We start from the raw sequence: 23,379 nt of genomic DNA, 5'->3' as shown, positions 1-23,379 counted from the left end.
GTGAAATATGGACTTATAGTGTTTGAGCTGGCTCTGCCACATATCAGACAAAGCCACAACAAAGCTCTTTTAAACTAAACGTGCCTTATTTTTCCCAAGCAGAGAGTACATCTTTCACCAACTCATAGCGCCATGAGTTAAAAAGGTCTGGTCTTGAGGCCGCTTTACGTTCTTCATCATCGAGCTTCCAATTCCAGCTGATCAGTTGATTAATCTGTTTTTTAGAGGCCAATACATCTTCAGGAATCCCCTGCTCTTTAGCAGCCTTGGTAATTTTTTGTTTAATATCTTTAGCGGCTTTTTTATAAGCCGGAAAATCAATTAAACGTTTTAATTGTGCTGGTTGCTCGCTTACAGGGACAGCTTTACCACGTTCAATACATTTTAAAATTTCGACGCCTGAGCGGTTAACTTCCATCGACTCAACACCTGGGACACGGCGAAGTGCATTCAAGCTTGTTGGCTTACGTTTGGCAATTTCGACCATGTTATGCTCTTTTACCACAAAGTTAAGAGCAAGGTTTTTGCGCTCTGCTTTTTCACGGCGCCATGCTGCAAGTTCGCGTAATACAGCTAAATCATGGGGTCGTAATTGCCATGCATTTTTAATGTCTTTGTAAAGCTGATCGGCAGGGGTTTGATAGGCACGTTTTTGCGCAACTAACTCGCTTTCGCTGATCACTATGTCAAAAAAGCCGGCTTCATCAATTTGTTTTTTAATGATTTCAAAACAAGGCAGTAAATGAAAAGTATCGGCAGCGGCGTAATCTAACTGTTTTTCAGTTAGCGGACGCTGTAACCAGTTAGTGCGTGATTCGCTTTTATCAATTTCGATATCAAGCAACTCTCTCACCATGTGCGCAAAGCCCATGCAGTTACCATGACCTAAAATTTGCAGTGCAAATTGGGTATCAAACAGCGGTGTTGGTACAAAGCCAGCATACTTTTGAAACACTTCAATATCTTCTGATGGTGAATGCAGTACTTTTAACACTTCTGGGTTTTTAAGTACTTGCCAAAAATCAAAAAGCGACAACTCAGCCAGTGGGTCAATTAATGCTAAATGCTCACCATCATATACTTGAATAAGTGCAACTTCAGGATACAGTGTGCGACGACGCATAAACTCGGTATCAATTGCCAGTACCGATTTACCTGTAATTTTTTCTACAAAATCATTTAATTGGTTTTGTGTTTCGATCAGTTGATATTGCACTTACACTCCTATAGGAAACATAAAAAAGCCGGCTGATGCCGGCTTTAATTATTTCTTTTCGTCCTTTAAGGCTCTTCTTAGAATCTTACCAACGTTTGTTTTCGGTAATTCATCTCTAAACTCAACGAGTTTAGGCACCTTATAGTTCGTTAAATTATCACGACAGTGCTTTATTATATCTTTTTCAGTTAAAGATTGATCTTTTTTCACAACAAAAACTTTAACTTGTTCACCACTTACCTCATGAGGAACACCAATCGCTGCCACTTCAAGCACGCCATCGTGCATTGCAACAACTTCTTCAATCTCATTTGGGAAAACATTAAAGCCAGATACGATAATCATGTCTTTCTTACGATCAACAATATAGAAGAAACCTTCATCATCGTAAGTTGCAATATCACCTGTTGCAAACCAACCATCTTTTAAGCATTCGGCTGTTGCATCAGGGCGGTTATAGTAACCTTGCATAACTTGTGGGCCTTTAACCCAAAGCTCACCAGGCTCACCTTTCGCTGCTTCTTCACCATTTTCAAGCATTAGCTTAATATCAGTGCTTGGTGCAGGTAAACCAATGGAACCGTTATAACCCTCAAGGTCGTATGGGCTCAGTGTTACAAGTGGTGCACACTCAGTTAAACCATAACCTTCCATTAATTTGGTTTTCGTTACAGCTTGCCATTTTTCAGCAACGGGACGCTGTACCGCCATACCACCGCCAAGTGACATTTTTAAGCTTGAGAAGTCTAGCTCAGCAAAGCCAGGGGTATTTAGTAAACCGTTAAATAAGGTATTTACCCCCGTCACCGCAGTAAATTTGTGTTGTGCTAACTCTTTTACAAAACCAGGCATATCGCGAGGGTTAGTAATAAGCACGTTCAAACCGCCATATTTCATAAAGGTTAGACAGTTCGCTGTCAGTGCAAATATGTGATAAAGCGGTAATGCCGTAATAACGACTTCTTTACCTTGCTCTAGCACTTTATCTAAGCAACCTGATACTTGTTCAAGGTTACCAACCATGTTGCCATGCGACAGCATTGCACCTTTTGATACGCCTGTTGTACCCCCTGTGTATTGTAAAAACGCTAAATCGTTTAAATCAATATCAGGCTTTTTATAGTTTGCTTCATCACCTGCCAATGCATCTGAAAACTTGATTACATCTGGTAGTGAGTAACTTGGCACCATTTTTTTGATGTGTTTTACAACAAAATTAACAATGTGCTTTTTAAGACCACCTACCATATCACCCACTTGGGTAACAACAATGTGTTTAACATTGGTTTTTGGAAGGGCTTTTTCTAGCGTATCGGCAAAATTAGCAAGAATGAAAATTGCAGCTGACTCTGAGTCATTTAATTGATGCTCTAATTCACGTACGGTATAAAGTGGATTTACGTTAACCACCACACAGCCAGCACGAAGAATACCTAAAATTGTTACGGGTGTTTGAAGCAAGTTCGGCATCATCACCGCAACTTTATCGCCTTTTTTTAGACCTAGGTCGTTTTGAATATACGATGCCACACGTTTTGTCGCACTGTCTAGCTCACTGTAGGTCAACTCTTTACCCATGTTGGTAAAGGCTGGAAGGTCACTATAGTCAGCAAAACTTTTTTCAAACAAGTCGAGTAACGAGTGATAATGCTCAGGGTCGATTGTTTCAGGCATACCTTCTGGGTAGCGCTTAAGCCAGATTTTTTCCACTCTTAGCTCCTGTTTATAATTATATTTTTTAATAACCTTAATCTAACTAAGGCTGTTTCACAATGGAGTAAATACTCTAATGGTGCAGATAATCCCACATTTGGTGCAATTATACAATTAACTTGCTTTATAGTGCTTAATAAATGCATGAATGTGCTCTAAGGTTAATGCAGGATTTTGCATATGGCAATGGTGACCGCCAGGTATCTGATGAATTTTTAACTCCTTGTAATATTTGCCATATGCTTCTAAGTTTTGCTTAACGAACGGGAACCCTTGCTCGCCAAGGATTAGCTGGCATGGTGCCTGAATTTGTTTGATGGTTGCAATACATTGTGCTTCATCAAAACGAAAACCTGAGTGATTTTTAAGCTTAGGGTCCGTTGTTAAATACCACTTACCTGCTTTGTGGTAGCTATTTCTGTCCATCAGTAACTCTGCTTGTGGGTATTCAAGGTCACCACTGGCAAGTCTTGCACTAATAATGTGCGCTTTAGACTCAAATGCTCTGAGCCCTTTAGTACTGACTCTTGCTCTATTTAAAATTGCTTTGCGAAGCTGACTGCTCACATCATTACTGTTTGTTGTGACGCCCCCTATTCCCTCAATAAAATTCACCGATGCCACTTTTTCAGGGAAGCAGCTGGCAAAAACACCTGCAACCATAGCGCCCATTGAATGGCCTACTAAATGCACTTTATTCACTTCAAGTGACTCAATAAACTTATATACGTCATCAATGTAGTCAATAAAGTAATAATGAGCATCGCTACTTCGCCAATCAGATAAACCATGGCCTGGGAAGTCTATACAGTACCAAGTATTATCGAGCTTGGCATTCTCTAACATAGGAATGTAACTATGTGCATTATCAAGCCAGCCATGTAAGGCAACAACAGCCTCTTCACCATGGCCAAAGGTTAGGCCACGTAATGTCTGAGTACCAGTTTGAAAAGAAAAAGGTTGCACAATTACTCCTATTTATTAAGCGTTTCAACTTAAAGGCGTTTATTTATCGTCTAGCTAGTATACAATAATCCTCGCAGTATAAATAAGGGCACAATAATAAGGTTACATCAATGAAATTAAAATTAAGTCTTTTAGCATTATTATGCTCAGCAGGCTCAGTAATGGCTGAATCAGCACCAAAAAACATTATTTACATGATTGGTGATGGTATGGGCCCAGCATATACAACTGCATATCGTTACTTTAAAGATGATCCAAATACTAAAGTCGTTGACCCAACTGTATTCGATACCATTTTACGTGGTATGGCACATACTTACCCTGATGATCATACTTATGTAACTGACAGCGCAGCGGGTGCAACAGCACTTAGCAGTGGTCATAAAAGTTATAATGGCGCAATTGCTGTTGATACTGATAAAAAACCAGTAAAAACCATGCTTGAAGTTGCTAAAGAGCGCGGTATGACAACAGCATTAGTAGCTACTTCACAAATCAACCACGCAACACCAGCAAGCTTTGCTTCACACAATGAATCACGCCGTAACTACGACGAGATCGCTAACGACTATATCGATAACAAAATCGCGGGTAAGTTACCGGTTGATTTAATGCTAGGTGGCGGCACTAAATATTATGTTCGTGAAGACCGTAACCTAGTTGAAGAATTCAAAGCAGCGGGTTATCAGTACAGCGATGACTTCGCAACAATGAGTGACTTAAAACAAGTTCCAGCACTTGGTTTATTCGCTGAAGTGGGCTTGCCTTTTGCACTTGACGAAAATCCGACTCGTCTTACGCAAATGACAACTAAAGCACTTGATTTACTTGATGGTCAGAACGACAAAGGCTTCTTTGTGATGATCGAAGGTAGCCAAATTGACTGGTGTGGTCATGCCAACGACATCGCGTGTGCGATGGGTGAAATGGATGACTTTGCTAAATCGATTGAACAAGCAAAAGCCTATGTAGATAAAAACCCTGATACTCTCCTTGTTATCACAGCCGATCACTCAACAGGCGGTTTAACACTGGGTGCTCATGGTCAATATAAGTGGGAAACTGACGTTGTTAAGGGTGTCAAAGCAACAGCGGGTACCATCACAAAAGCCTTGCTTGAAAGCGAAGATTTAAAATCAGTATGGCAAAAGTATTCTGATATCGAGTTTACTGAAGCAAATGCGATTAAGCTCAGCGAAGCGAAGAAAATGGGCGATAAAACTTTAGTACTCGCCGTTAAAGATATCATTAATCATGCAAGTTTTACTGGTTGGACAACCGGTGGCCACACCGCTATTGATGTGCAAGTTTTTGCCTACGGTAAACGTGCTGAAGATTTCTACGGCTCGCAAAACAATACTGCGATTGCCAATAAGTTGATTGATTTTATTAAAGAGTAAATCTTTTAATCATAAAAAAGCCTAAACACTGTTTAGGCTCTCTTCATTTAATTCAGTTATTTTATTAATTATGCGTACACATCAACGCCAATTAAGCTTTGCACTTCGGCACGGCGATCTAAATTAGCAAATTCAGTGTAGGTGGAAATTGCACGGCTTATTTTTGGATTGCTTGGTTTGTCATAAATTGTTTGCTGATAGCTTTGCGACTCAGCTTTAAACTTATCGGCAATAACAACAGCTTGAGGGCTCGATTTAACATACTCTGTTGACGATTTTTGCTCAGCCGTTCGGTCTGATATCGCCTTGGACGTATCAGTAACGGTATTTTTACGGCTATATTGACCTGGGATGTCACCGGTATAAAAGCCTGAGCCAATAGGTAAAGTCAAACGAGTATTTCCACATCAAACATGACTAAATTATGTGCCATAACTGACGGGCACGCAAGTCCCGTTGCTCTTTCAGTTACTCTCGGCCTGGTAGCTTTTTCCAAGTCACTGTATCACGAACATATTTAGGCTGTGCATTCGCAGCAGTTACCGTTTCACCGTTAGCAAAAGCAGATTCAACAGAGGCCAGCATGTATTTCGCATCAGGCAATAAGATGTTTTCATGTAAGCTTACATTTGCAAGTTCAGTAACAAGCGAAGGATAGGTCTGCCAACCGGTACCCACCGCTGTTGCAGCCATTTCAGGTAGCGTTAGCAACTCAGGTTTAATGACTTGCTCTTCATCAACAAGTCGCATTAAGCCATGTTCATTCGCTTTATAGTGAGCGTAATAAATCTCCCCCATACGTGCATCAATGGCAGAAAACACATCACGTCCTTGATGTTGCTCAAACGCTTGTTGCGCCATCATCTGTAATGTTGATACGCCAACCAAAGGCAAGCGTGCGGCATAAGCTAAACCTTGTGCAATCGCAACACTGATGCGCACGCCCGTGAAGCTTCCAGGCCCTTGACCAAACCCAATCACATCTAAATCGGTTAATTTACATTGTGCATTTGCGAGTAACTCATCAATTAAAGGCAAGATTTTTTGGCTGTGCTGCTGTGGACACTCTTCAAAATGATGAAATGTTTGCCCTTGATAATGTAGCACCAGCGATAAAGCTTCAGTTGATGCATCTAAGGCAAGAATATTGTGTTTAATCATCTAAGTTACTCTAATTGATCTGTTCTAAAAACGCGTTTGCCATTGCTAAATCACGCGTGCGGCGCATGGGTGGCAAACTTTTTAAAAATACTTGGCCATAATGGCGCGTTACTAAGCGGTTATCGCAAATAACCAGCACACCTTTATCTTTACTATCGCGAATAAGCCGCCCTACTCCTTGCTTTAATGCAATCACTGCTTGGGGTAATTGAATATGTGCAAATGGGTCTTTACCTTGCAACTGGCAATCTTGCATTTTTGCTTGCAACAATGGGTCATCCGGCGCGGCAAACGGCAATTTATCTATAATAACACAACTTAATGTGCTGCCTCTAACATCCACGCCTTCCCAAAATGAGGCTGTACCGAGTAAAACGGCATTACCGTGGCGGGTAAACTTTTCAAGGATAATGCGCTTTGACATTTGCCCTTGCATATAAACTGGATAATCCATTTGCGTGGTTAAACCTTCCGCCACTAAGTGCATCATGCGATAACTTGTAAACAGCACAAAGCAGCGACCTTTTGCTGATTTAATCAACTCAAGAGTCAGCTTGATAATAGCATGGGGCATATTATTCGCATGAGACTCAGGTAAATAGCGCGGTAAACAAAGTAGCGCTTGTTGTTGATAATCAAACGGACTTTCAACAATCATACTTTGCGCGGGTTTTAGTCCAAGACTGGCATTAAAATGCGCTAATTCATTATCAACCGATAGAGTGGCCGAAGTAAACACAAAGCCAGCCCCTGTGTCTTTCATCATTTGCGCAAATTTAGCCGATACATTTAGCGGTGTAATGTTTACCGTTAAATAGCGGCGAGTTGTTTCATACCAATAGCTATAGCCCGTTTGTGCAGTATCAAATACCCGCTCTAACTGGCCTTTAAAGGCGAGTGTACGCTCAAACGGGTGCTCTATTTTTTCGCTACGGTCTAAACATAATTTCAACACTTGATATAAAAAGTCGAGGTCGCTTATCACGCGGTGCAGGGCTGCACAGATATCTTTATCGGCTAGCTTTTCACGCCAGTCACCGCGACTGCCATCTAAGCCAAACTGCAAACGTAAATCTGCCACGCTGGTTTCTAACTTATTGAGGGTTTTACCTAATTGCAGCATATCGGGGATATCTGCACGGTAAATCGCGCGTAAGTCATTGATTAAATCCATCAGCTTTTTAGTACTAACACTTTCACCAAAATAGTCACTGGCTATTTCACTTAACTGATGAGCCTCATCAAAAATGTAGGCATCAGCAGTTGGCATCAATTCAGCAAAACCCGTGTCTTTCACAGCCATATCAGCAAAGAATAAATGATGGTTGATCACCACCACATCGGCTTCCATCGCATTTAAGCGCGCTTTACGAATATAACAATCTTGGAAATCGGGGCACTCTTTACCTAAACAGTTATCAGCGGTTGAGCTAACATAAGGCAGTACTTTGGCGTCTTCTTCAATACCAACACAATCTGCTAAATCGCCAGAACGCGTTTCACTGGCAAACTTTGCCACCATCGCCAGTTGATGCATGACATCTGGATCATCTGTTGGTACATGCGCAACGTGCTGACTTAAGCGATAGGTACATAAATAATTTGCACGGCCTTTTAATAGGGCTACTTTTTTCGTGGCACTGAGTGCTTTTACTAAGTTGGGTAAATCACGATGAAACAACTGTTCTTGCAGCGCTTTTGAACCCGTTGAGATGATAGTTTTGCCTTTTGATTTTAACGCAGGCGCTAAGTAAGCATAAGTTTTACCTGTACCTGTTCCCGCCTCAACCACTAATTGGTGACGTTTTTTCAAGGCATCATCAACCGCAACAGCCATGTCAATTTGTGGCTGTCTTGGAGTGTATCCATCAAGAGAAAGTGCAAGCGGACCCGCGGCACTGAAAAGTTGTTTGATAAACTTCGCCAATAAGATTAAAAGTGATGGGCAGATTTTACGTAACTGGTTAACCTAGGGCAAGACTAAATGAGGAAGCCTTGCTTCCTCATTATTAAAAACATGGGTTATTGTGCTACTATAGTGAGTGTCACACCCAATGCAGAACTATAACCTTGCAAGTCTATATACCAAGTACCCGCTTGTGGATTACTAATCTGACATGTCTCTTCGTTGCCATTCTTATAAGGTCGACATTGATAATTTGAACTCGTCGAAGGTGAGCCGTAATTAACATATAAATCAGCATCACCACTGCCCCCTGACATAGTCACTGTTAGATTACTCATACCGCTTGGGATCGCTTGAGTAAACCTCTGCCAAGTACCACTGGGTACATTAACATTCGTTTCTGTGCGGTCTATAGGTGTACTGCCAGAGCCTTGGCTATAACTTCCCGTTAATGCAACACCGGCAATTTCATTCCATGCTTCAACCATAACGTGATAAGTCCCCGCTTGTATTGATGAAATCGCACAGCTTTCGTTACTTGAAGATGTTGTACTTTTACAATCAAAATCTTGTAAAGTCGGCTTGCCGCCAAATTTGACATATAAATCGGCATCACCTGTACCGCCCTGTGTCGTAAACTCAAGGTTGCTGCTCATTGCTGGCACTTCAAGGGTAAAAAATAGTTGCTGTTTTGCAGCCGCAGATAAACCGGTTTTTGCTACACCATTTTCAAGTTCATTACTTGGTTCGCTCACAACATCACCGGCATTTTTTGCCATTTCAGCAAGGTAGCTCACAGCCAGTTTGGCGAATTTGCTGGCATGTTGCGCGTCGAACTGTGAATCGTTTGAAGTATGGATGAGAGGGTTAATATCGCTCATTCTTGATTCAAATGGCATTGATGCAGCAAAACCTTGCTGATACCAAGATGCATGATCTGAACAGCCATAACCACATTGGTCAAAGCCGTAGCTAACACTTGGTTGATAAGCATCAAGTAATTGCGATAAATACTGGTTTTGTGGTGAATTAGTGTAATCTGTCATCATCACAATGTCTGTGCTACTGCCGTTATTACCAGTCATATCAAATTGCACCATACCAACCACATTTTTAGCCTGTGATTTATAACTCTGGGCAATATCTTTAGAGCCCCTAAGGCCGACTTCTTCTGCAGCAAAGCCCATAATTTGGATAGTCCGTTGAGGTTGATAGTTATTATCAACAATTGCTTTTAAGGCTTGGGTAAGCACAGCAATGCCTGATGCATTATCGTCTGCACCAGGCGCACGCCCATTACTTGGATTTGATTGATTTATTGAATCTAGGTGACCCCCAATCACGACAATTTCATCGGCTTTTTCGGCACCTGGAATAGTCACAACAACCGACGACTGTGAAAAACTATGATTGAAGTATTCGACGCTAATATCGCTACGGCTACTTGCTATTTGTTGCCAGTGATTTTTTAACCACTGAGCTGCATCTACACCGCTTTGCACTGAATAGTATCGATTATGGAAATTCATCATACTATTCACTGTATCAGTAAGCTCACTTGCATTAATTGATGAAAGCAACGCATTGACAGTCGTAGCGTTATCAATGCTGTAACTTGCAAAGCTGCTCGTCGAAGCAAGGTGTGAAACACTATTTAGCTTTTGAGTATACAGTTCGGCATCGGCTAGAGATTCATGAGCGACAAAACCACCACAGCGATGGTAATTATCATGCATAAATTCGCTTAACCCTGCTATATCTTGTTTATTGACACGCATAAAGTTTACATCATTTATAACTGACGATTGCAAAGCGAGGTTACGTGTTTGTTTTTGTTTACTTAGCGCATCTTGTTGAAAATGTTTTGCGGCTAGGGCATCAATTGTCACCCAGACTGTTTCATCATCTTGAGCGAAACACATTTGGCTTAACGACAGTGAGGCTACACCGACTAAGCACTGCTTAAGAAGGGTTGTCATAATGGGTCCTTTTCTTTGTAAGGGAAAGTAAAGGGAGCAAATGCTCCCTTTTTATGATTGGCTAATTAGCCGAGATGGAGAGTGTTACGCCACTCGCTGCGTTGTAACCACGTAAGTCAATATACCAAGTGCCTGCTTGAGGGTTGGTAAAGGTACACGTTTCGCTGTTACCATTTTTATACGGACGGCAATCATAGCTAGAAGTTGTTGATTGCGAACCAAACTTAACGTAAAGATCTGCATCGCCAGTGCCACCTGAAATAGTGACATCCAGTGATGAATAACCCGCCGTTAAATCTTGTGTGAAGCGTGTCCAGCTACCTGATGCAACACTTACATTTGATTCTGTACGATTGATGGGTGTCACTCCACCTGAACCATTATCAAAACTACCAGTTAAAGACACACCTGAGATTTGGTTCCATGCTTCTACCATCACATAGTATGTGCCTGCTTGTACATTACTGATTGCACAGCTTTCAGTGCTAGTAGATGACGTACTCTTACAATCAAAGTTGTTAAGTGTTGGTCTAGAGCCATACATTACATACAGATCGGCATCGCCACTTCCACCTGTGGTATTGAATTGCAGGTTTGTAGCACCACTCGGAACATCTAAAGTGAAGAACAGCTGTTCTTTGGCTGCGCCACTAATCCCTGTGCGCGCAACACCATTTGTTAACGCTTCGTCAGTCGGTGGCTCAGTTGTACCGCCACAGCTACTACCTGCGCTTAAGTTTGAACTAACACCTACCGCAGCAAGCGCTGCTTGAACATCGGCAGGATCATAGTTTAAGTCACATGCCGCATCCATCACGCCATTACCTGCAAGGTCCCAGTTAGTGCTTGCTGTCCAATAAAGTTGGTTAGCGCGTGCCATAACCACAAATGCCTTTTGCGTATCCCAACCCGATGTGGTTGCAAGATTATAAAATGCTTTATTGAATACGCCTGAGCTGTAGTGAACATCCATACCAGAGTAGTAATCATTTTGATGATCAATTGAGCTACCATCTTGAGTTGGATTATTCATGTAGCGAAGTGCGCCATTACCTTTGAAGATTTCCTGACCAACTAACCAGTCGTTTGAGCCTTTCATGTAAAACTCAGCGGCTTCACCAGCCATATCAGAGAAAGCTTCGTTTAAACCACCCGATTTACCAGAATAAACAAGTCCTGAGTTTTGCTCAGTAAAGCCGTGGCTCACCTCATGAGCTGATACGTCTAGACTTACTAGAGGGTAAAACGTATTTTGGCCATCACCAAAGGTCATAGCACTGCCATCCCAAAATGCATTTTCGTAATTATTACCATAGTGAACACGCATTTTTAATTGGAAAGTTAAAGGTGCAGTACCTAACCAATCGTTATACATATTAAAGATAACGTTACCAAAATAATGTGCATCATTGAGTGGCGAATATGCACCATTAATTTCTTTAAAGGTATTTTCAGGGCAAGTAAACGAATAAGCCGTAGAACCACTCGTACCGCCATTGAGGTTAATCGTTCTTACGTTGGCGTTATTCATCGTACATGTGTTGCCCGACTGAGAAACATCAAGACTACTGAAGTCACTGCCATAGATGTACTTACCCGTTTTTAAATTGCCGCCAGGGCCTGTTGCACTTGCATGCTGGAGGTTATCCATACTAAAAAGTACTTCACCAGTATTGGCATCAATAATTTGATAAGGGCGAGACGGGTTTTCACCATAAGTAACGTATGACACTTCGTAAACCAAATGCGCAACGCTATTCTCATCAAGCCAAATAGCTAAACGAGACTGCTCATTATGTCTCTCTAGGCCTGACGATTTTTTTGCAGCGGCTGAATTAGCAAGGCCATGCGCTAACGCTTTTTGCTTTGGTAAAGCAGGTGAAACAGAACCGATATCTGAAGCAATATCATAGACCGCAGCACCATGTGCTGTTTTTAACTGTCCCGCATCATCAAAGGTAAGAATAACCGTATCGCCAATAACTGGAATATTCTTATACATTTGCTGGTAACGGCGGGTTGTCGTACCGTTATTGCTTTTTATTTCTTTTAAAACAGTTAGTTCATTTCCAGCTTCCAAACCAATTAAATGTTTCGGATTAGACATTAATACTGATGCAGCATTCGTCTGTAATGCTTTATTAATACCTGTTTGCTTGTTTAGGTATTTTTTATTTGCAGCTTCTGCATTTGTTGCTTGAGCTAATGCCAAAGCAGCAAGAGTAGCTATTGTGAGTTTTGATAAATTCACGTTTACGCTCCGTTAGATTGTTATTTAATATTTTCCTAATAATCGGGTTACACACCTTCCCGATTGCTGATCAGCCTAGCGCGATCAAAAAGAAAACAAAAATTAAACAATAAATTAACATTTAAAGTGGCGAGATTTTCCTAAAGCGCTTATTTTTTAGTAGGTTAAGAAAATAGCATGATAGATAAAGCTTAAAAATGGCGTGAAATTGTAAAAAAATAATTACAGATCATTAACAAATTTACTACATTAGTCCCTTTTTTATTGATTATTTCTTAGCGTTGTTTAATTAGCTCCCCATTCATCTCCTGTCCGTTGAGCACTTTAAAGCTGGGTACATAAATTGCAACGCCGACAAAGACTTTAGCTTATAGGATTAACTATGTTTAGCGAGCTGTCGCAGAGCGAATGGGTAAACAAACCATGGTTGCTAATAATTGGTGGCACAACCCTAGCTGCTATTATCTTGTATATAATAAGGTTTTTAATTGTTTACTGTTTAAAGAAGTGGACTAGACGAACAGACTTTGTATTCGACTCACTACTTGTTGACTCACTTATTACTCCGCTTACCTTGTGCACAATGATGGTGCTTGTGATCATATTTGGGCAGTTATTAAGCATCACCGGATTTATGACAGAACACCCCCTGCCTATTTCAGCCACTGCTAAAACAATATGCATTATTGCGTTTGTACTGTTTCTAGATCATTTTTTATTTGGCACAGTTGATTATTATAGTGCGCGTTCAGCAATGATATCGAATAGCCATAGCATTATTAAAGGACTCATACGCTGTGTGATTGTATGTGTTGGCCTGCTGGTTTTAATGGGTACTTTGGGTATATCAATCACACCTATAATTGCATCACTCGGTATTACGTCTCTTGCTGTTGCACTCGCTTTGCAGCCTACACTTGAAAACTTCTTCTCTGGCGTTCAATTGGTGATTGATAAACCGATTCGGGTGGGTGACTTTATAGAGCTTGAAAGTGGCGACCAAGGCTTTGTCGAGAAAATTGGTTGGCGCTCAACTTGGGTAAAAATGTTGCCAAATAACATGATAATCATCCCCAACAGTCAGCTGTCTAAATCACGCATCATTAATTACTTTTACCCCGAAAAAGAGCTCAGTGTAGCTGTTGAAGTGGGTGTTCATTATGGCTCAGATCTAGAAAAAGTTGAACAAGTGACACTGGATGTAGCAAGGCAGGTTTTAAAAAGTCACAAATGGGGCGTAGCTGACTATGATACATTTGTGGTATTTCATACCTTCGATCAATCAAGCATCAATTTTACCGTGATGCTAAGAGCAAAAGAATACTTCAATCGATTTTGGGTAAAATCTGCGTTTATTAAGGCACTGCACACGCGTTACGCTGAAGAAGGAATTGTAATCCCTTATCCGATAAGGGCTATTAATAAGAGTCAGGAATCGGCACAATTAAAAAAAGCGGATTGACCTAACTAAACTAATCCTCAGCGCACTTCTAGTCAGGTTTATTTTGTCTCTTTTGAGACATTTTTAACAGCAATTATACAATTGCAATCAGCCACCTGAATTTTTACTCTAAAATATCATAAAAATCGCATAAACACTGTGACATACATGAGATAGAGGCGTACCATATGCGGCCAGAAAGTGACAACTTTCTGCGTCTTGTTATACAAATATTTAAGGTCAAACAATGAATGCTTGGTACCTCATTTGTTTTCTTTCAGCATTAGCTATTTTTATTGCTTTTGCTAACCAATATATCCTCAAAATGCAAACCACAATTGCTATAACAACAGGCTCTGTTGTTATTTCTTTACTGCTTATACTTGCCGTTAAAATGCTCGGTGATAGCACCGCCCTCGAAATGACCCAAATAGTCTCTAGTATCAACTTTAATCAGTTGCTATTAAAAGGCATGCTCGGGTTTTTACTGTTCGCAGGTGCACTTGAAATCAACTTAGCAGCCCTTCGTAAACAACGTTGGGAAATAACCGCATTAGTGCTATTTTCAACCATTACCTCCACGGTCATTGTTGGCTACTTAAGTTACTACTTATTTGCTTTTGTTGGCTGGCCAGTGCCATTTATTTACTGCTTATTATTTGGTGCATTAATCAGCCCAACCGACCCAATTGCTGTATTAGCCATTATTAAACAAATGCGAGCCCCAGAAGGTATTTCTGTGCAAGTTGAAGGTGAGTCTTTGTTTAATGATGGTATTGGCTTGGTGATTTTCACTACCATATTTTCAGTTGCATTTTATGGTACCGAAGCTAATTTTACCGACATTGCTGAGCTATTCTTAGTCGATGCTATAGGTGGCATTGCATTTGGTTTAGTGATTGCTTTAGTTGGACATTTTTTAATTATTAATAGCCGCGATGTGAATATTCGCTTGTTATTAACGCTCACCATTCCAACCGCTGGCTTTGCTGCTGCAAATATTTGGGAAATCTCGGGCGCACTGGCGATGGTAACCAGTGGTATTTTACTTGGTAATATCACTCGCTCAAAAGCCACAGAGCGCACGGGTCCTGAAGATACTCGCTACGTAAAAGACTTCTGGCATGCCACCGATAGCTTTTTAAATGCCTTGCTGTTTCTGATCATCGGTATGCTCATTGTCACCATGCCTATCACACTTGAAGAGATTGGCCTTGGTTTACTTATGGTACCTGTGGTGCTATTGGCGCGCTTTGTAAGTGTGGGTGCACCGTTTGTGTTCTTTAAAAAATACCGTCAATACGACAAGCACTCGGTGAAAATCCTCACTTGGGGGGGCTTGAGGGGTGGTTTAGCGTTGGCGATGGCCGCAGCTATTCCACGTGATCAGGTGATGATTGCTGGCTCTGACTTGCACAATTTAATTGTAATTGTCACCTATGTGGTGGTGATCTTTTCGATTATCGTACAAGGCTTAACAATTTCACCATTGATTCAAAGTAGTATTCAATCAGCACAGGCAAAGTCTTAAACATTGCTTTAAAACCATAAAGGCTCGTTTATCGAGCCTTTTTTACGTTTCTTGCACATACAACCACAAGCAGCTAACTTTTTAGTTACTAAATAAGACCGCAGACGAGAAAAATTCGCTATGCCCACGTATCAAGATGCTGATTGCCTTCTTCATCTTCTTCGGTGGTGTTTTTATTATTTTTATCCGCTTTTTGGGCTGTTTTTTTTCGTAACTCAATCTCTCTTTTTTGTCGCTTTTCAAGCTCAATTCGCTGCACGTTCGCATCTTTTACCCCAGCAATATGAAACGCGCCTTTACTTTCAAGTTGTAGGCGAGTTATACGCCCTAAAAAGGGGATCATGATATCCATATGTGCCTCCAGCTGTACCTGCTACCTATCCATTATATATCGACCGTTATAAGATATACTTTAATTTCGCAAAAAAATGCTTGCCAAAGATTAGCAAAGCATGTTTATCTATATACGTAACTTATTTAAACAGATTTACGCACTGGTTTATACAAACGAGTGCAACACAGGAAAAATTATGCGCTTCAATCTGACAACTATCCATCATCACCATCATTCATCGGAATAGCCTGTCAGGTTTTTCGCTGAGAGGTTATTCCTAAAAGGAACCTCTGGCGAGCAATCAACCAAATTATTTATTTTCGCCCTGAGGTTCCCTCGGGGTTTTTAGTTTTTGAATTAAAGGAAAATGAATAATGAGCAATACCAATCGTTTACGAATCGCCATCCAAAAAGGCGGTCGCTTATCAAAAGACTGCCAAGAGTTACTAAAGCAACTTGGTGTTAAATTAAACCTTCGTGAACAACGTTTAATCGCCCACTCTACCAACATGCCAATTGATGTGCTTCGTGTACGCGATGACGATATTCCGGGTCTTGTCATGGACGGTGTGTGTGACTTAGGTATCGTTGGTGAAAACGTACTTGTTGAAGTACAAGCCGAACGCGAACGCCAAGGCGTGGCATTCGAAGTAAATAAGCTTTCTAAACTTGATTTTGGTTACTGCCGCTTGGCACTTGCATGGCCACAAGAACTTGGCCCTCAGGAAAAAAGCTGGTTCGAAGGTAAACGCATTGCCACTACTTACCCTGAAATCTTAAGCCAATACCTAAAACGCGAAGGTATTAACGCAAGCACGGTAATGTTAACGGGCTCTGTTGAAGTCGCACCGCGTGCAGGTCTTGCTGATGCTATTTGTGATTTAGTGTCTACTGGTGCAACGTTAGAAGCAAACGGCTTAATGCAAGGCGACACCATCTTAGAATCAAATGCATGTTTAATTCAGAATAAAGACCTCACTGATCAAAGTAAGCTTGATTTAATCAATACGCTAATGCCGCGTTTACGTGGTGTTCGTCAAGCTAAAGAAAGTAAATACATCATGCTACACGCACCAAAAGCAAAGCTTGATGAAGTGTGTGACTTACTACCGGGTACTGGCCAACCAACTTTACTATCGCTTGCAGGTAGCGACGATTATGTTGCATTGCACATGGTTAGCAGCGAAACCCTATTCTGGGAAACAATGGAACAGTTAAAAGCACTGGGTGCCAACTCAATTCTTGTTATGCCAATTGAAAAAATGATGGAGTAATTATCCATGTTTCGCTGGAATGAGGAAAATCAACAAGCACAGCAGGCGGTACTTACCCGCCCAGCTGTTACTGCCAGTAAAGAGGTTGAAGCAATTTGCATCGACATCTTAAATGCAGTCAAAACAGACGGTGACGCAGCGTTATTAAAGATGGCAAAAGAGTTTGATAAGCGCGAAACACCTCGCTTATTAGTGCCAATTGAAGAAATTAATCAAGCTGAGCAGTTATTATCAAACGAGTTAAAAGCCGCCATCGAAACGGCCTATGCCAATGTAAAACGCTTTCACCAAGCACAATTACCTAAAGACATTAAGTTAACCACGCAACCTGGCGTATTGTGTGAACTTAAATATCAAGCCATTGAAGCGGTGGGTATTTACGTGCCAGGTGGCAGTGCACCATTGCCATCGTCAGTGATCATGCAAGGGGTGCTTGCACAGTTAAGCGGTGCACAAACCGTTGTGCTTACTACACCTGTAAAAGCAGACGAAACAATCAACCCTGCCATTTTATATGCAGCAAAACTATGTGGTATTAAAACTATTGTAGAAAGCGGCGGCGCAGGTGCTATTGCAGCAATGGCATACGGCACAGAGTCAGTGCCTAAAGTGAACAAGATTTTTGGCCCAGGAAATAGTTTTGTCACCATGGCAAAACAACTCGTTGCGCAAACTATTCCGGGCATGGCGATTGATATGCCTGCTGGCCCCTCTGAAGTGTTAGTGATTGCTGATGAGCGTGCAAATCCAGAGTTTATTGCGGCAGATTTATTATCGCAAGCAGAGCACGGTGCAGATTCACAGGTTATTTTACTGTGTAATAGCGAACGCATCATTGAAAAAACACAGCAAGCATTAACTGAGCAGCTAGCAAAGTTAAGTCGTAAAGACACTGCCGAGCAAGCGCTTGCAAACTCAAGCTTGATATTAGTGGACTCGGTTGAGCAAGCCTTTGCAGTGTCTGCACAATATGGTCCTGAGCACCTTATTCTACAACTTGCTGATGCGCAACCTTATTTGAGCTTAGTAAAAAATGCCGGCTCAGTATTTGTCGGTGATTACACTCCGGAGTCTGCCGGTGACTATGCATCTGGCACGAACCACGTACTACCAACGTATGGTTACAGTGCGACCTATTCGAGCTTAAACTTACTGGACTTCTTTAGAACTTACACAGTACAAACCATCAGCAAAAATGGCTTACGTGAATTATCTAAAGCAATTTTACCTTTAGCTGCAGCAGAAGGGCTTGATGCTCACGCGAATGCTGTTTCAATTCGTCTTGAGGCTATGAACAATGAGCGATAATTCAAAAATAACGACACTGTTGCCAGATAACATTGCAGCGCTTACAGCCTACAGTTCGGCGAAAAGTGAAAAGCTGACAGGCACTACTTGGTTAAATGCCAATGAAAGCCCGTATTCACGTACGCCAAATATCAATTTAACTGATTTAAATCGCTACCCAGATCCACAGCCTCAGCAAGTGATCAATCGTTACGCTTGCTATGCTAATTTAGAGCCAGAGCAGGTATTGATGACTCGCGGCGCTGATGAAGGTATTGAGCTATTAGTACGTACTTTTTGTAGCCCTGGTAAAGATAGCATTGCACTCTTTTTGCCAACTTACGGCATGTACAAAGTCACTGCCGATACCCACAACATTGCGATTAACGATTTAACTCAAGAGCTGTTATTAAAAGGCACGGTTGATGAGATTGTCACTGCAGTTGCTGATTCAAAGCTGGTGTTTATTTGTAATCCAAATAACCCTTCCGGCAGCATGACAAGCCTAGACAAAATCAGAAAAATCACCCAACAACTTGCGGGTAAAGCGATTGTCGTGGTGGATGAAGCTTATATAGAATTTTGCCCAGAACAAACAGCGGCAAGCCTAATCAACGAGTTTAGTAACCTTGTGGTACTAAGAACTTTATCGAAAGCATTTGCACTTGCGGGTTTAAGAACTGGATTCACCCTAGCCAATAACGAGCTACTTGCGCCTATTCGTAAAGTGATTGCGCCATACCCTGTATCAACGGTGGTTGCGAGCATTGCCGCAGACGCATTAAGTAGTGACAACATCGCTTCAATGCGCCGTCAGGTGACAATTCTAAATAGCTTAAAAAGCAAACTAAAAAGTTGGCTCGAGCAATCAGCTGCCGTTATCAAAGTACTGAGCGGTGAAGGTAACTTTGTCACCTTAAAATTAAAGGACAAACAATCATTTAATATCGCACTTGAGCAAGGACTCGTGATGCGTGCCTTCACCTTATATGGCGAAGATGATTGGTTACGAATTTCTATCGGTAACGAGCAAGAACTAGAACAAGTAAAAGTTTGGTTAGATGGTTTATCACTGACCAGTAAAACAGTAGAACAGGAATTATCATGAGCAACCCGTATTTATTTATTGACCGCGATGGCACGATTATCGAAGAGCCTATCACCGACAAACAGGTTGATAGCCTAGAAAAATTAGTGTTCTTGCCGAATGTGATCCCTGCTCTATTACAACTTCAAGCGGCAGGTTACCGCCTTGTGATGGTTTCAAACCAAGATGGTTTAGGCACTGATAGCTTTCCGACGGCTGATTTTGATATTGCTCAAGACAAGATGATGGATATCTTAAATAGCCAAGGGATTAAATTTGATGAAGTTCTGATTTGCCCTCACTTTGATGAACAAAATTGTGACTGCCGTAAACCAAAAACAGGCTTACTTACTGAGCTTATGCGCTCGGGTAAAGTCGATTTAGCACGCTCATTTGTGATTGGTGACCGCCAAACTGATATTGGACTTGCCAATAACTTATGCTGCGAAGGCATTTTGTATGACGGCAGCTGGGATGCCATTGTCACTAAGCTGACAACCGCGAACCGTGAAGGCCGTGTCACTCGCAACACCAAAGAAACGCAAATCGATGTGCAAGTTAATTTAGACCAAACAAAAAATGGCGAAATTAGCACTGGCCTTGGCTTTTTCGATCACATGCTTGACCAAATTCGTACACACGCCAATATCGGACTTAATATTCAAGCCACTGGCGACTTACACATTGATGAGCACCACCTAGTTGAAGATATCGGCATTGCACTTGGCCTTGCCCTTAAACAAGCGCTAGGTACAAAAACACAAATTGGTCGCTATGGTTTTGCACTCCCTATGGATGAATGCAAAGCAGAAGCGCAAATTGACTTATCGGGCCGTGCCTCGTTTGTATTAAATGCTGATTTTAGCCGTGAAAAAGTCGGCGACTTAGACGTACAAATGGTTGAGCACTTCTTTAAAAGCTTAAGTGATAATGCCGCCATGAGCCTTATTTTGTCGGTTAGCGATGGTAATTGTCATCACCAAGTTGAAGGTCTATTTAAAGCGTTTGCAAGAGCACTTCGCGCTGCGATTGCAAAAGATGCTTCACAACAAACAGCAAGCTCTAAGGGGTGTTTATGATTGCCATAATTAATACCGGTTGTGCCAACATTAACTCTGTTCGTTTTGCCTTTGAACGCTTAGGTAAAAATCCTGAGGTGATCACCTCACCTGAGCAACTAAAAGGCTTTGAACGTGCTATTTTACCAGGCGTAGGCCATGCTTCTGTTGCCATGAAACGCCTAAAAGACGGTGGTTGGCAGCAAGCAATTGATGAATATCAGCGCCCGCTGATGGGCATTTGTTTAGGTATGCAATTACTTTGCGACAGCACAGAAGAAGGCAACGTTGATTGCCTTGGCAAAATTCCAGGTATTGTTAAGCACTTAGATGTAGGTGAATTAACTTCACCGCACATGGGCTGGAACGACCTAAGCGTGTTAAAAGAGCATGCCCTTACTAAGGGGTTATCAGCACAAGATCAAGTGTACTTTGTGCATAGCTTTGCTCACACAGTGAACGATGCCACCCTAGTTAGCGGTGAATACGGGCAAGCTTTTTCAGCGATTGTTGCTAAAGATAACTACGCAGGCATGCAGTTTCACCCAGAGCGAAGCGCCAAAGTAGGCACCCGACTTTTACAAAACTTTTTAGATTGGCAGCTGTAAGCGCAGCAAAAATATAAGAGAAATAAACGTGATTATTCCAGCACTCGATGTATTACAAAACCAAATTGTGCGCTTATACCAAGGTAAGTATGATACAGCACAATTTTACCCTTACGAACTTGGCGCACGCTTACAAGAGTACGCAAACAGCGGCGCAGGCAAACTGCACCTAGTTGATTTAGAAGGCGCGCGCGATCCAAATAAAAAACAGTGGCAGCATATTCAAGCCGCAACTAAAGCGCTTAATGTGCCTTATCAAGTGGGCGGCGGTATTCGCTCTGAGCAAGATGTTGCTGACTGGCTTGAAGCCGGAGCTAGTCAAGTCGTAATTGGCTCAATGGCCGTTGAAAAGCGCGAGCAAGTAAAGACTTGGATTGAAGAGTTTGGCAGCTCTCACTTTGTTATCGCACTAGATGTTAATAAAACTGACAACGGCTGGGCGCCAGCAACACATGGTTGGTTAAGTGAATCTGAGTTTGGTTTGTTCGAACTTGTTGATTTTTACGTGGCACTGGGTGTGGTTGATTTTCTGTGTACTGATATCAGTAAAGACGGCACCATGACCGGCCCTTCATTTGCACTTTATGAAGATTTAACCAACCACAACAGCGAGATTAAAGTTCAAGCATCAGGCGGTGTAAGTTCACTGGATGATATTGCAAAGCTGAAAAAACTGGGCGTTGGCGGTGTTATCTTAGGTAAATCATTACTTGATGGTGCCTTTAATGTTGAGGAGGCGTTAGCATGTTATCAAAACGCATAATCCCTTGTTTAGATGTAAAAGATGGCCAAGTCGTTAAAGGCATTAAATTTAAAGGCCATGAAGTGGTTGGTGATATTTTAACGCTTGCCAAGACTTACAGCGATGCCGGTGCGGATGAACTGGTGTTTTATGAAATCAGTGCCAGCGTCGAAAAACGCCTACTTGATGTTAATTGGGTAGAGAACATTGCGCGCCATATTGATATTCCATTTTGTGTGGCGGGCGGCATTAAATCTGTTGCCGATGCCGCTCGTGTTTTAGAACGTGGTGCAGATAAAATCAGTATTAATAGCCCAGCTATCGCTCGCCCAGAGCTAATCAAAGAGTTACACGATGAGTTCGGTAAACAATGCGTAGTTGTGGGTATTGATAGTTTTTATGATGAAAAAACTGGTGAGTATTTGGTGTACCAGTTAACTGGCGACCCAAATGCATCAAGCCGTACTCGCTACAAAACCGAAGAATGGGTTAAGCGCGTGCAAGATCTAGGTGCTGGTGAAATCGTCCTTAATTGCATGAACCAAGATGGCGTGCGTAAAGGCTACGACAATGTTCAGCTATCAAAAATGCGTGCTCTGTGCGATATTCCACTAATTGCATCGGGCGGCGCAGGTACGATGCAAGACTTTGTTGATGTATTTGGGCAAAGCCAAGTTGATGGCGCGCTCGCTGCCAGCGTATTTCACAAGAACGTCATTGATATTGGCGAACTAAAACAATTTTTAACTGATAATAATGTAGCGGCAAGACTATGCAATTAACCAAAGACACTCTTACTCAAGTCGATTTTGCCAAAAGCGAATTGATCCCAGCTATCGTGCAAGACGCACGCACTGGGGTTATTTTAATGCAAGGCTTTATGAATCAAGACGCATTAGCTGCCACTTTCGACAAACAAAAAGTAACTTTTTACTCGCGTTCTAAAGAGCGTTTATGGACCAAAGGCGAAACATCAGAAAACTACCTTGAAGTAGTTTCTGTGCACACCGACTGCGATTACGACTCACTATTAGTGCTAGCAAACCCACTTGGCCCAACATGTCACTTGGGTACACAAAGCTGTTTTGGCGATGATGCAAAACCTAGTTTGTCTTTTTTAGCAGAGCTTGAACAAGTGATTGTTTCACGTAAAGACGATGATCCAAGCAAAAGCTACACTGCGTCTTTGTTTGCAAAAGACTTAAGCCGTAGTTGCCAAAAAGTGGGTGAAGAAGGTGTCGAAGTTGCCCTTGCAGCCATGAAACATGATAACGATGAATTAACCAATGAATCGGCTGACTTACTGTATCACTTAACTGTGTTATTGCACCGCCAAGGCCTATCGCTGGCTGATGTGGTGAGCTGTTTACAAGGCCGTCATAAGTAAATGAAGTACATTAAGATGCACCTTTTCAGGTGCATCTT

Annotated in this window: 20 protein-coding genes; 11 read left to right on the top strand and 9 right to left on the bottom strand. The window is 41.7% G+C overall.

What is annotated here, in order from left to right; genetic code table 11:
- Positions 1 to 85: 85 nt before the first annotated feature.
- The 3 genes from rnd to L3V41_RS06730 all read right to left on the bottom strand — a co-directional run bounded on the left by rnd (position 86) and on the right by L3V41_RS06730 (position 3,895).
- The gene (gene rnd, locus L3V41_RS06740) at positions 86 to 1,216 is read right to left on the bottom strand and encodes a ribonuclease D (protein ID WP_062568078.1); all 1,131 of its coding nucleotides are present in this window, start codon (positions 1,214 to 1,216) and stop codon (positions 86 to 88) included.
- A gap of 48 nt (positions 1,217 to 1,264) precedes the next feature.
- Positions 1,265 to 2,926 carry a long-chain-fatty-acid--CoA ligase FadD gene (gene fadD / locus L3V41_RS06735; RefSeq protein WP_237115688.1) on the bottom strand — a complete coding sequence of 554 codons (1,662 nt, stop codon included), beginning with the start codon at positions 2,924 to 2,926 and terminating at the stop codon, positions 1,265 to 1,267.
- Between the two features lie 117 nt (positions 2,927 to 3,043).
- On the bottom strand, positions 3,044 to 3,895 hold the full coding sequence (locus tag L3V41_RS06730; RefSeq protein ID WP_237115689.1) for an alpha/beta hydrolase: 852 nt from the start codon (positions 3,893 to 3,895) through the stop codon (positions 3,044 to 3,046).
- A gap of 110 nt (positions 3,896 to 4,005) precedes the next feature.
- Between L3V41_RS06730 and L3V41_RS06725 the strand changes: the two genes are divergently transcribed.
- A complete protein-coding gene (locus L3V41_RS06725; protein WP_237127395.1) occupies positions 4,006 to 5,295 on the top strand; it encodes an alkaline phosphatase in 1,290 nt (429 codons plus the stop codon).
- A gap of 68 nt (positions 5,296 to 5,363) precedes the next feature.
- On the opposite strand, the gene L3V41_RS06720 is transcribed toward L3V41_RS06725, so the two are convergent.
- The 5 genes from L3V41_RS06720 to L3V41_RS06700 form a co-directional block, all read right to left on the bottom strand.
- Positions 5,364 to 5,687: a hypothetical protein gene (locus tag L3V41_RS06720; RefSeq protein ID WP_237115691.1), complete on the bottom strand. Its 324-nt coding sequence runs from the start codon at positions 5,685 to 5,687 to the stop codon at positions 5,364 to 5,366.
- Positions 5,688 to 5,763: 76 nt separating this feature from the next.
- Positions 5,764 to 6,456, bottom strand: a complete 693-nt coding sequence (gene tsaB, locus L3V41_RS06715) for a tRNA (adenosine(37)-N6)-threonylcarbamoyltransferase complex dimerization subunit type 1 TsaB (RefSeq protein ID WP_237127394.1) — start codon at positions 6,454 to 6,456, stop codon at positions 5,764 to 5,766.
- 10 nt (positions 6,457 to 6,466) lie between these two features.
- Positions 6,467 to 8,383, bottom strand: a complete 1,917-nt coding sequence (locus tag L3V41_RS06710) for an ATP-dependent DNA helicase (RefSeq protein WP_237127393.1) — start codon at positions 8,381 to 8,383, stop codon at positions 6,467 to 6,469.
- Between the two features lie 95 nt (positions 8,384 to 8,478).
- Positions 8,479 to 10,284 (bottom strand): M28 family metallopeptidase, encoded by a 1,806-nt coding sequence (locus L3V41_RS06705; protein WP_237127595.1) that lies wholly within the window; start codon positions 10,282 to 10,284, stop codon positions 8,479 to 8,481.
- Positions 10,285 to 10,402: 118 nt separating this feature from the next.
- Entirely contained in the window at positions 10,403 to 12,592 is a 2,190-nt protein-coding gene (locus tag L3V41_RS06700) for a pre-peptidase C-terminal domain-containing protein (protein ID WP_237115693.1), read from the bottom strand.
- Positions 12,593 to 12,974: 382 nt separating this feature from the next.
- On the opposite strand from L3V41_RS06700, the gene L3V41_RS06695 reads away from it, so the two are divergent.
- Positions 12,975 to 14,054 carry a mechanosensitive ion channel family protein gene (locus L3V41_RS06695; protein WP_237115694.1) on the top strand — a complete coding sequence of 360 codons (1,080 nt, stop codon included), beginning with the start codon at positions 12,975 to 12,977 and terminating at the stop codon, positions 14,052 to 14,054.
- A gap of 226 nt (positions 14,055 to 14,280) precedes the next feature.
- Complete coding sequence (locus L3V41_RS06690; RefSeq protein WP_062568087.1) at positions 14,281 to 15,564, top strand: sodium:proton antiporter; 1,284 nt, start codon at positions 14,281 to 14,283, stop codon at positions 15,562 to 15,564.
- A gap of 118 nt (positions 15,565 to 15,682) precedes the next feature.
- Here the strand turns inward: L3V41_RS06690 and L3V41_RS06685 are convergent, their stop codons facing one another.
- A complete protein-coding gene (locus L3V41_RS06685; protein WP_062568088.1) occupies positions 15,683 to 15,916 on the bottom strand; it encodes a hypothetical protein in 234 nt (77 codons plus the stop codon).
- A 356-nt stretch (positions 15,917 to 16,272) separates the two neighbouring features.
- Here L3V41_RS06685 and hisG point away from each other — a divergent pair, with 356 nt between their 5' ends.
- Genes hisG through hisIE form a run of 8 tightly spaced genes read left to right on the top strand, consistent with a single transcriptional unit; the run spans position 16,273 to position 23,341 of the window.
- Positions 16,273 to 17,172, top strand: coding sequence for an ATP phosphoribosyltransferase (gene hisG / locus L3V41_RS06680; protein WP_237115695.1), 900 nt, complete (start codon positions 16,273 to 16,275; stop codon positions 17,170 to 17,172).
- A 6-nt stretch (positions 17,173 to 17,178) separates the two neighbouring features.
- A complete protein-coding gene (gene hisD, locus L3V41_RS06675; RefSeq protein ID WP_062568089.1) occupies positions 17,179 to 18,480 on the top strand; it encodes a histidinol dehydrogenase in 1,302 nt (433 codons plus the stop codon).
- On the top strand, positions 18,470 to 19,567 hold the full coding sequence (gene hisC, locus L3V41_RS06670; RefSeq protein ID WP_237127392.1) for a histidinol-phosphate transaminase: 1,098 nt from the start codon (positions 18,470 to 18,472) through the stop codon (positions 19,565 to 19,567). The genes hisD and hisC overlap by 11 nt, the downstream gene beginning before the upstream one ends.
- A complete protein-coding gene (hisB, locus tag L3V41_RS06665; protein ID WP_054563884.1) occupies positions 19,564 to 20,625 on the top strand; it encodes a bifunctional histidinol-phosphatase/imidazoleglycerol-phosphate dehydratase HisB in 1,062 nt (353 codons plus the stop codon). Before hisC ends, hisB begins: the two co-directional genes overlap by 4 nt.
- The gene (gene hisH / locus L3V41_RS06660) at positions 20,622 to 21,212 is read left to right on the top strand and encodes an imidazole glycerol phosphate synthase subunit HisH (RefSeq protein ID WP_058584165.1); all 591 of its coding nucleotides are present in this window, start codon (positions 20,622 to 20,624) and stop codon (positions 21,210 to 21,212) included. The genes hisB and hisH overlap by 4 nt, the downstream gene beginning before the upstream one ends.
- A 28-nt stretch (positions 21,213 to 21,240) precedes the next feature.
- Complete coding sequence (locus L3V41_RS06655) at positions 21,241 to 21,975, top strand: 1-(5-phosphoribosyl)-5-[(5-phosphoribosylamino)methylideneamino] imidazole-4-carboxamide isomerase (protein ID WP_237127391.1); 735 nt, start codon at positions 21,241 to 21,243, stop codon at positions 21,973 to 21,975.
- Entirely contained in the window at positions 21,957 to 22,736 is a 780-nt protein-coding gene (gene hisF / locus L3V41_RS06650) for an imidazole glycerol phosphate synthase subunit HisF (protein WP_237127390.1), read from the top strand. The genes L3V41_RS06655 and hisF overlap by 19 nt, the downstream gene beginning before the upstream one ends.
- Positions 22,727 to 23,341, top strand: a complete 615-nt coding sequence (gene hisIE, locus L3V41_RS06645; protein WP_237127389.1) for a bifunctional phosphoribosyl-AMP cyclohydrolase/phosphoribosyl-ATP diphosphatase HisIE — start codon at positions 22,727 to 22,729, stop codon at positions 23,339 to 23,341. The genes hisF and hisIE overlap by 10 nt, the downstream gene beginning before the upstream one ends.
- The last annotated feature ends 38 nt before the right edge of the window (positions 23,342 to 23,379 follow it).

Origin of the sequence: Pseudoalteromonas sp. L21, from assembly GCF_021728035.1 — a bacterium.
Lineage (GTDB): Bacteria > Pseudomonadota > Gammaproteobacteria > Enterobacterales > Alteromonadaceae > Pseudoalteromonas > Pseudoalteromonas arabiensis.
The sequence above is the reverse complement of the archived record's forward strand: the minus strand, read 5'-3'. Positions and strand labels throughout refer to the sequence as shown.

Excerpts from the sequence above, each read along its gene's own strand:
- L3V41_RS06725 (WP_237127395.1), top strand. The coding sequence starts at position 4,006 with ATGAAATTAAAATTAAGTCTTTTAGCATTATTATGCTCAGCAGGCTCA.
- tsaB (WP_237127394.1), bottom strand. The coding sequence starts at position 6,456 with ATGATTAAACACAATATTCTTGCCTTAGATGCATCAACTGAAGCTTTA.
- L3V41_RS06705 (WP_237127595.1), bottom strand. The coding sequence starts at position 10,284 with ATGTGTTTCGCTCAAGATGATGAAACAGTCTGGGTGACAATTGATGCC.
- L3V41_RS06695 (WP_237115694.1), top strand. The coding sequence starts at position 12,975 with ATGTTTAGCGAGCTGTCGCAGAGCGAATGGGTAAACAAACCATGGTTG.
- L3V41_RS06690 (WP_062568087.1), top strand. The coding sequence starts at position 14,281 with ATGAATGCTTGGTACCTCATTTGTTTTCTTTCAGCATTAGCTATTTTT.
- L3V41_RS06685 (WP_062568088.1), bottom strand. The coding sequence starts at position 15,916 with ATGGATATCATGATCCCCTTTTTAGGGCGTATAACTCGCCTACAACTT.
- hisG (WP_237115695.1), top strand. The coding sequence starts at position 16,273 with ATGAGCAATACCAATCGTTTACGAATCGCCATCCAAAAAGGCGGTCGC.
- hisD (WP_062568089.1), top strand. The coding sequence starts at position 17,179 with ATGTTTCGCTGGAATGAGGAAAATCAACAAGCACAGCAGGCGGTACTT.
- hisC (WP_237127392.1), top strand. The coding sequence starts at position 18,470 with ATGAGCGATAATTCAAAAATAACGACACTGTTGCCAGATAACATTGCA.
- hisB (WP_054563884.1), top strand. The coding sequence starts at position 19,564 with ATGAGCAACCCGTATTTATTTATTGACCGCGATGGCACGATTATCGAA.
- hisH (WP_058584165.1), top strand. The coding sequence starts at position 20,622 with ATGATTGCCATAATTAATACCGGTTGTGCCAACATTAACTCTGTTCGT.
- hisF (WP_237127390.1), top strand. The coding sequence starts at position 21,957 with ATGTTATCAAAACGCATAATCCCTTGTTTAGATGTAAAAGATGGCCAA.
- hisIE (WP_237127389.1), top strand. The coding sequence starts at position 22,727 with ATGCAATTAACCAAAGACACTCTTACTCAAGTCGATTTTGCCAAAAGC.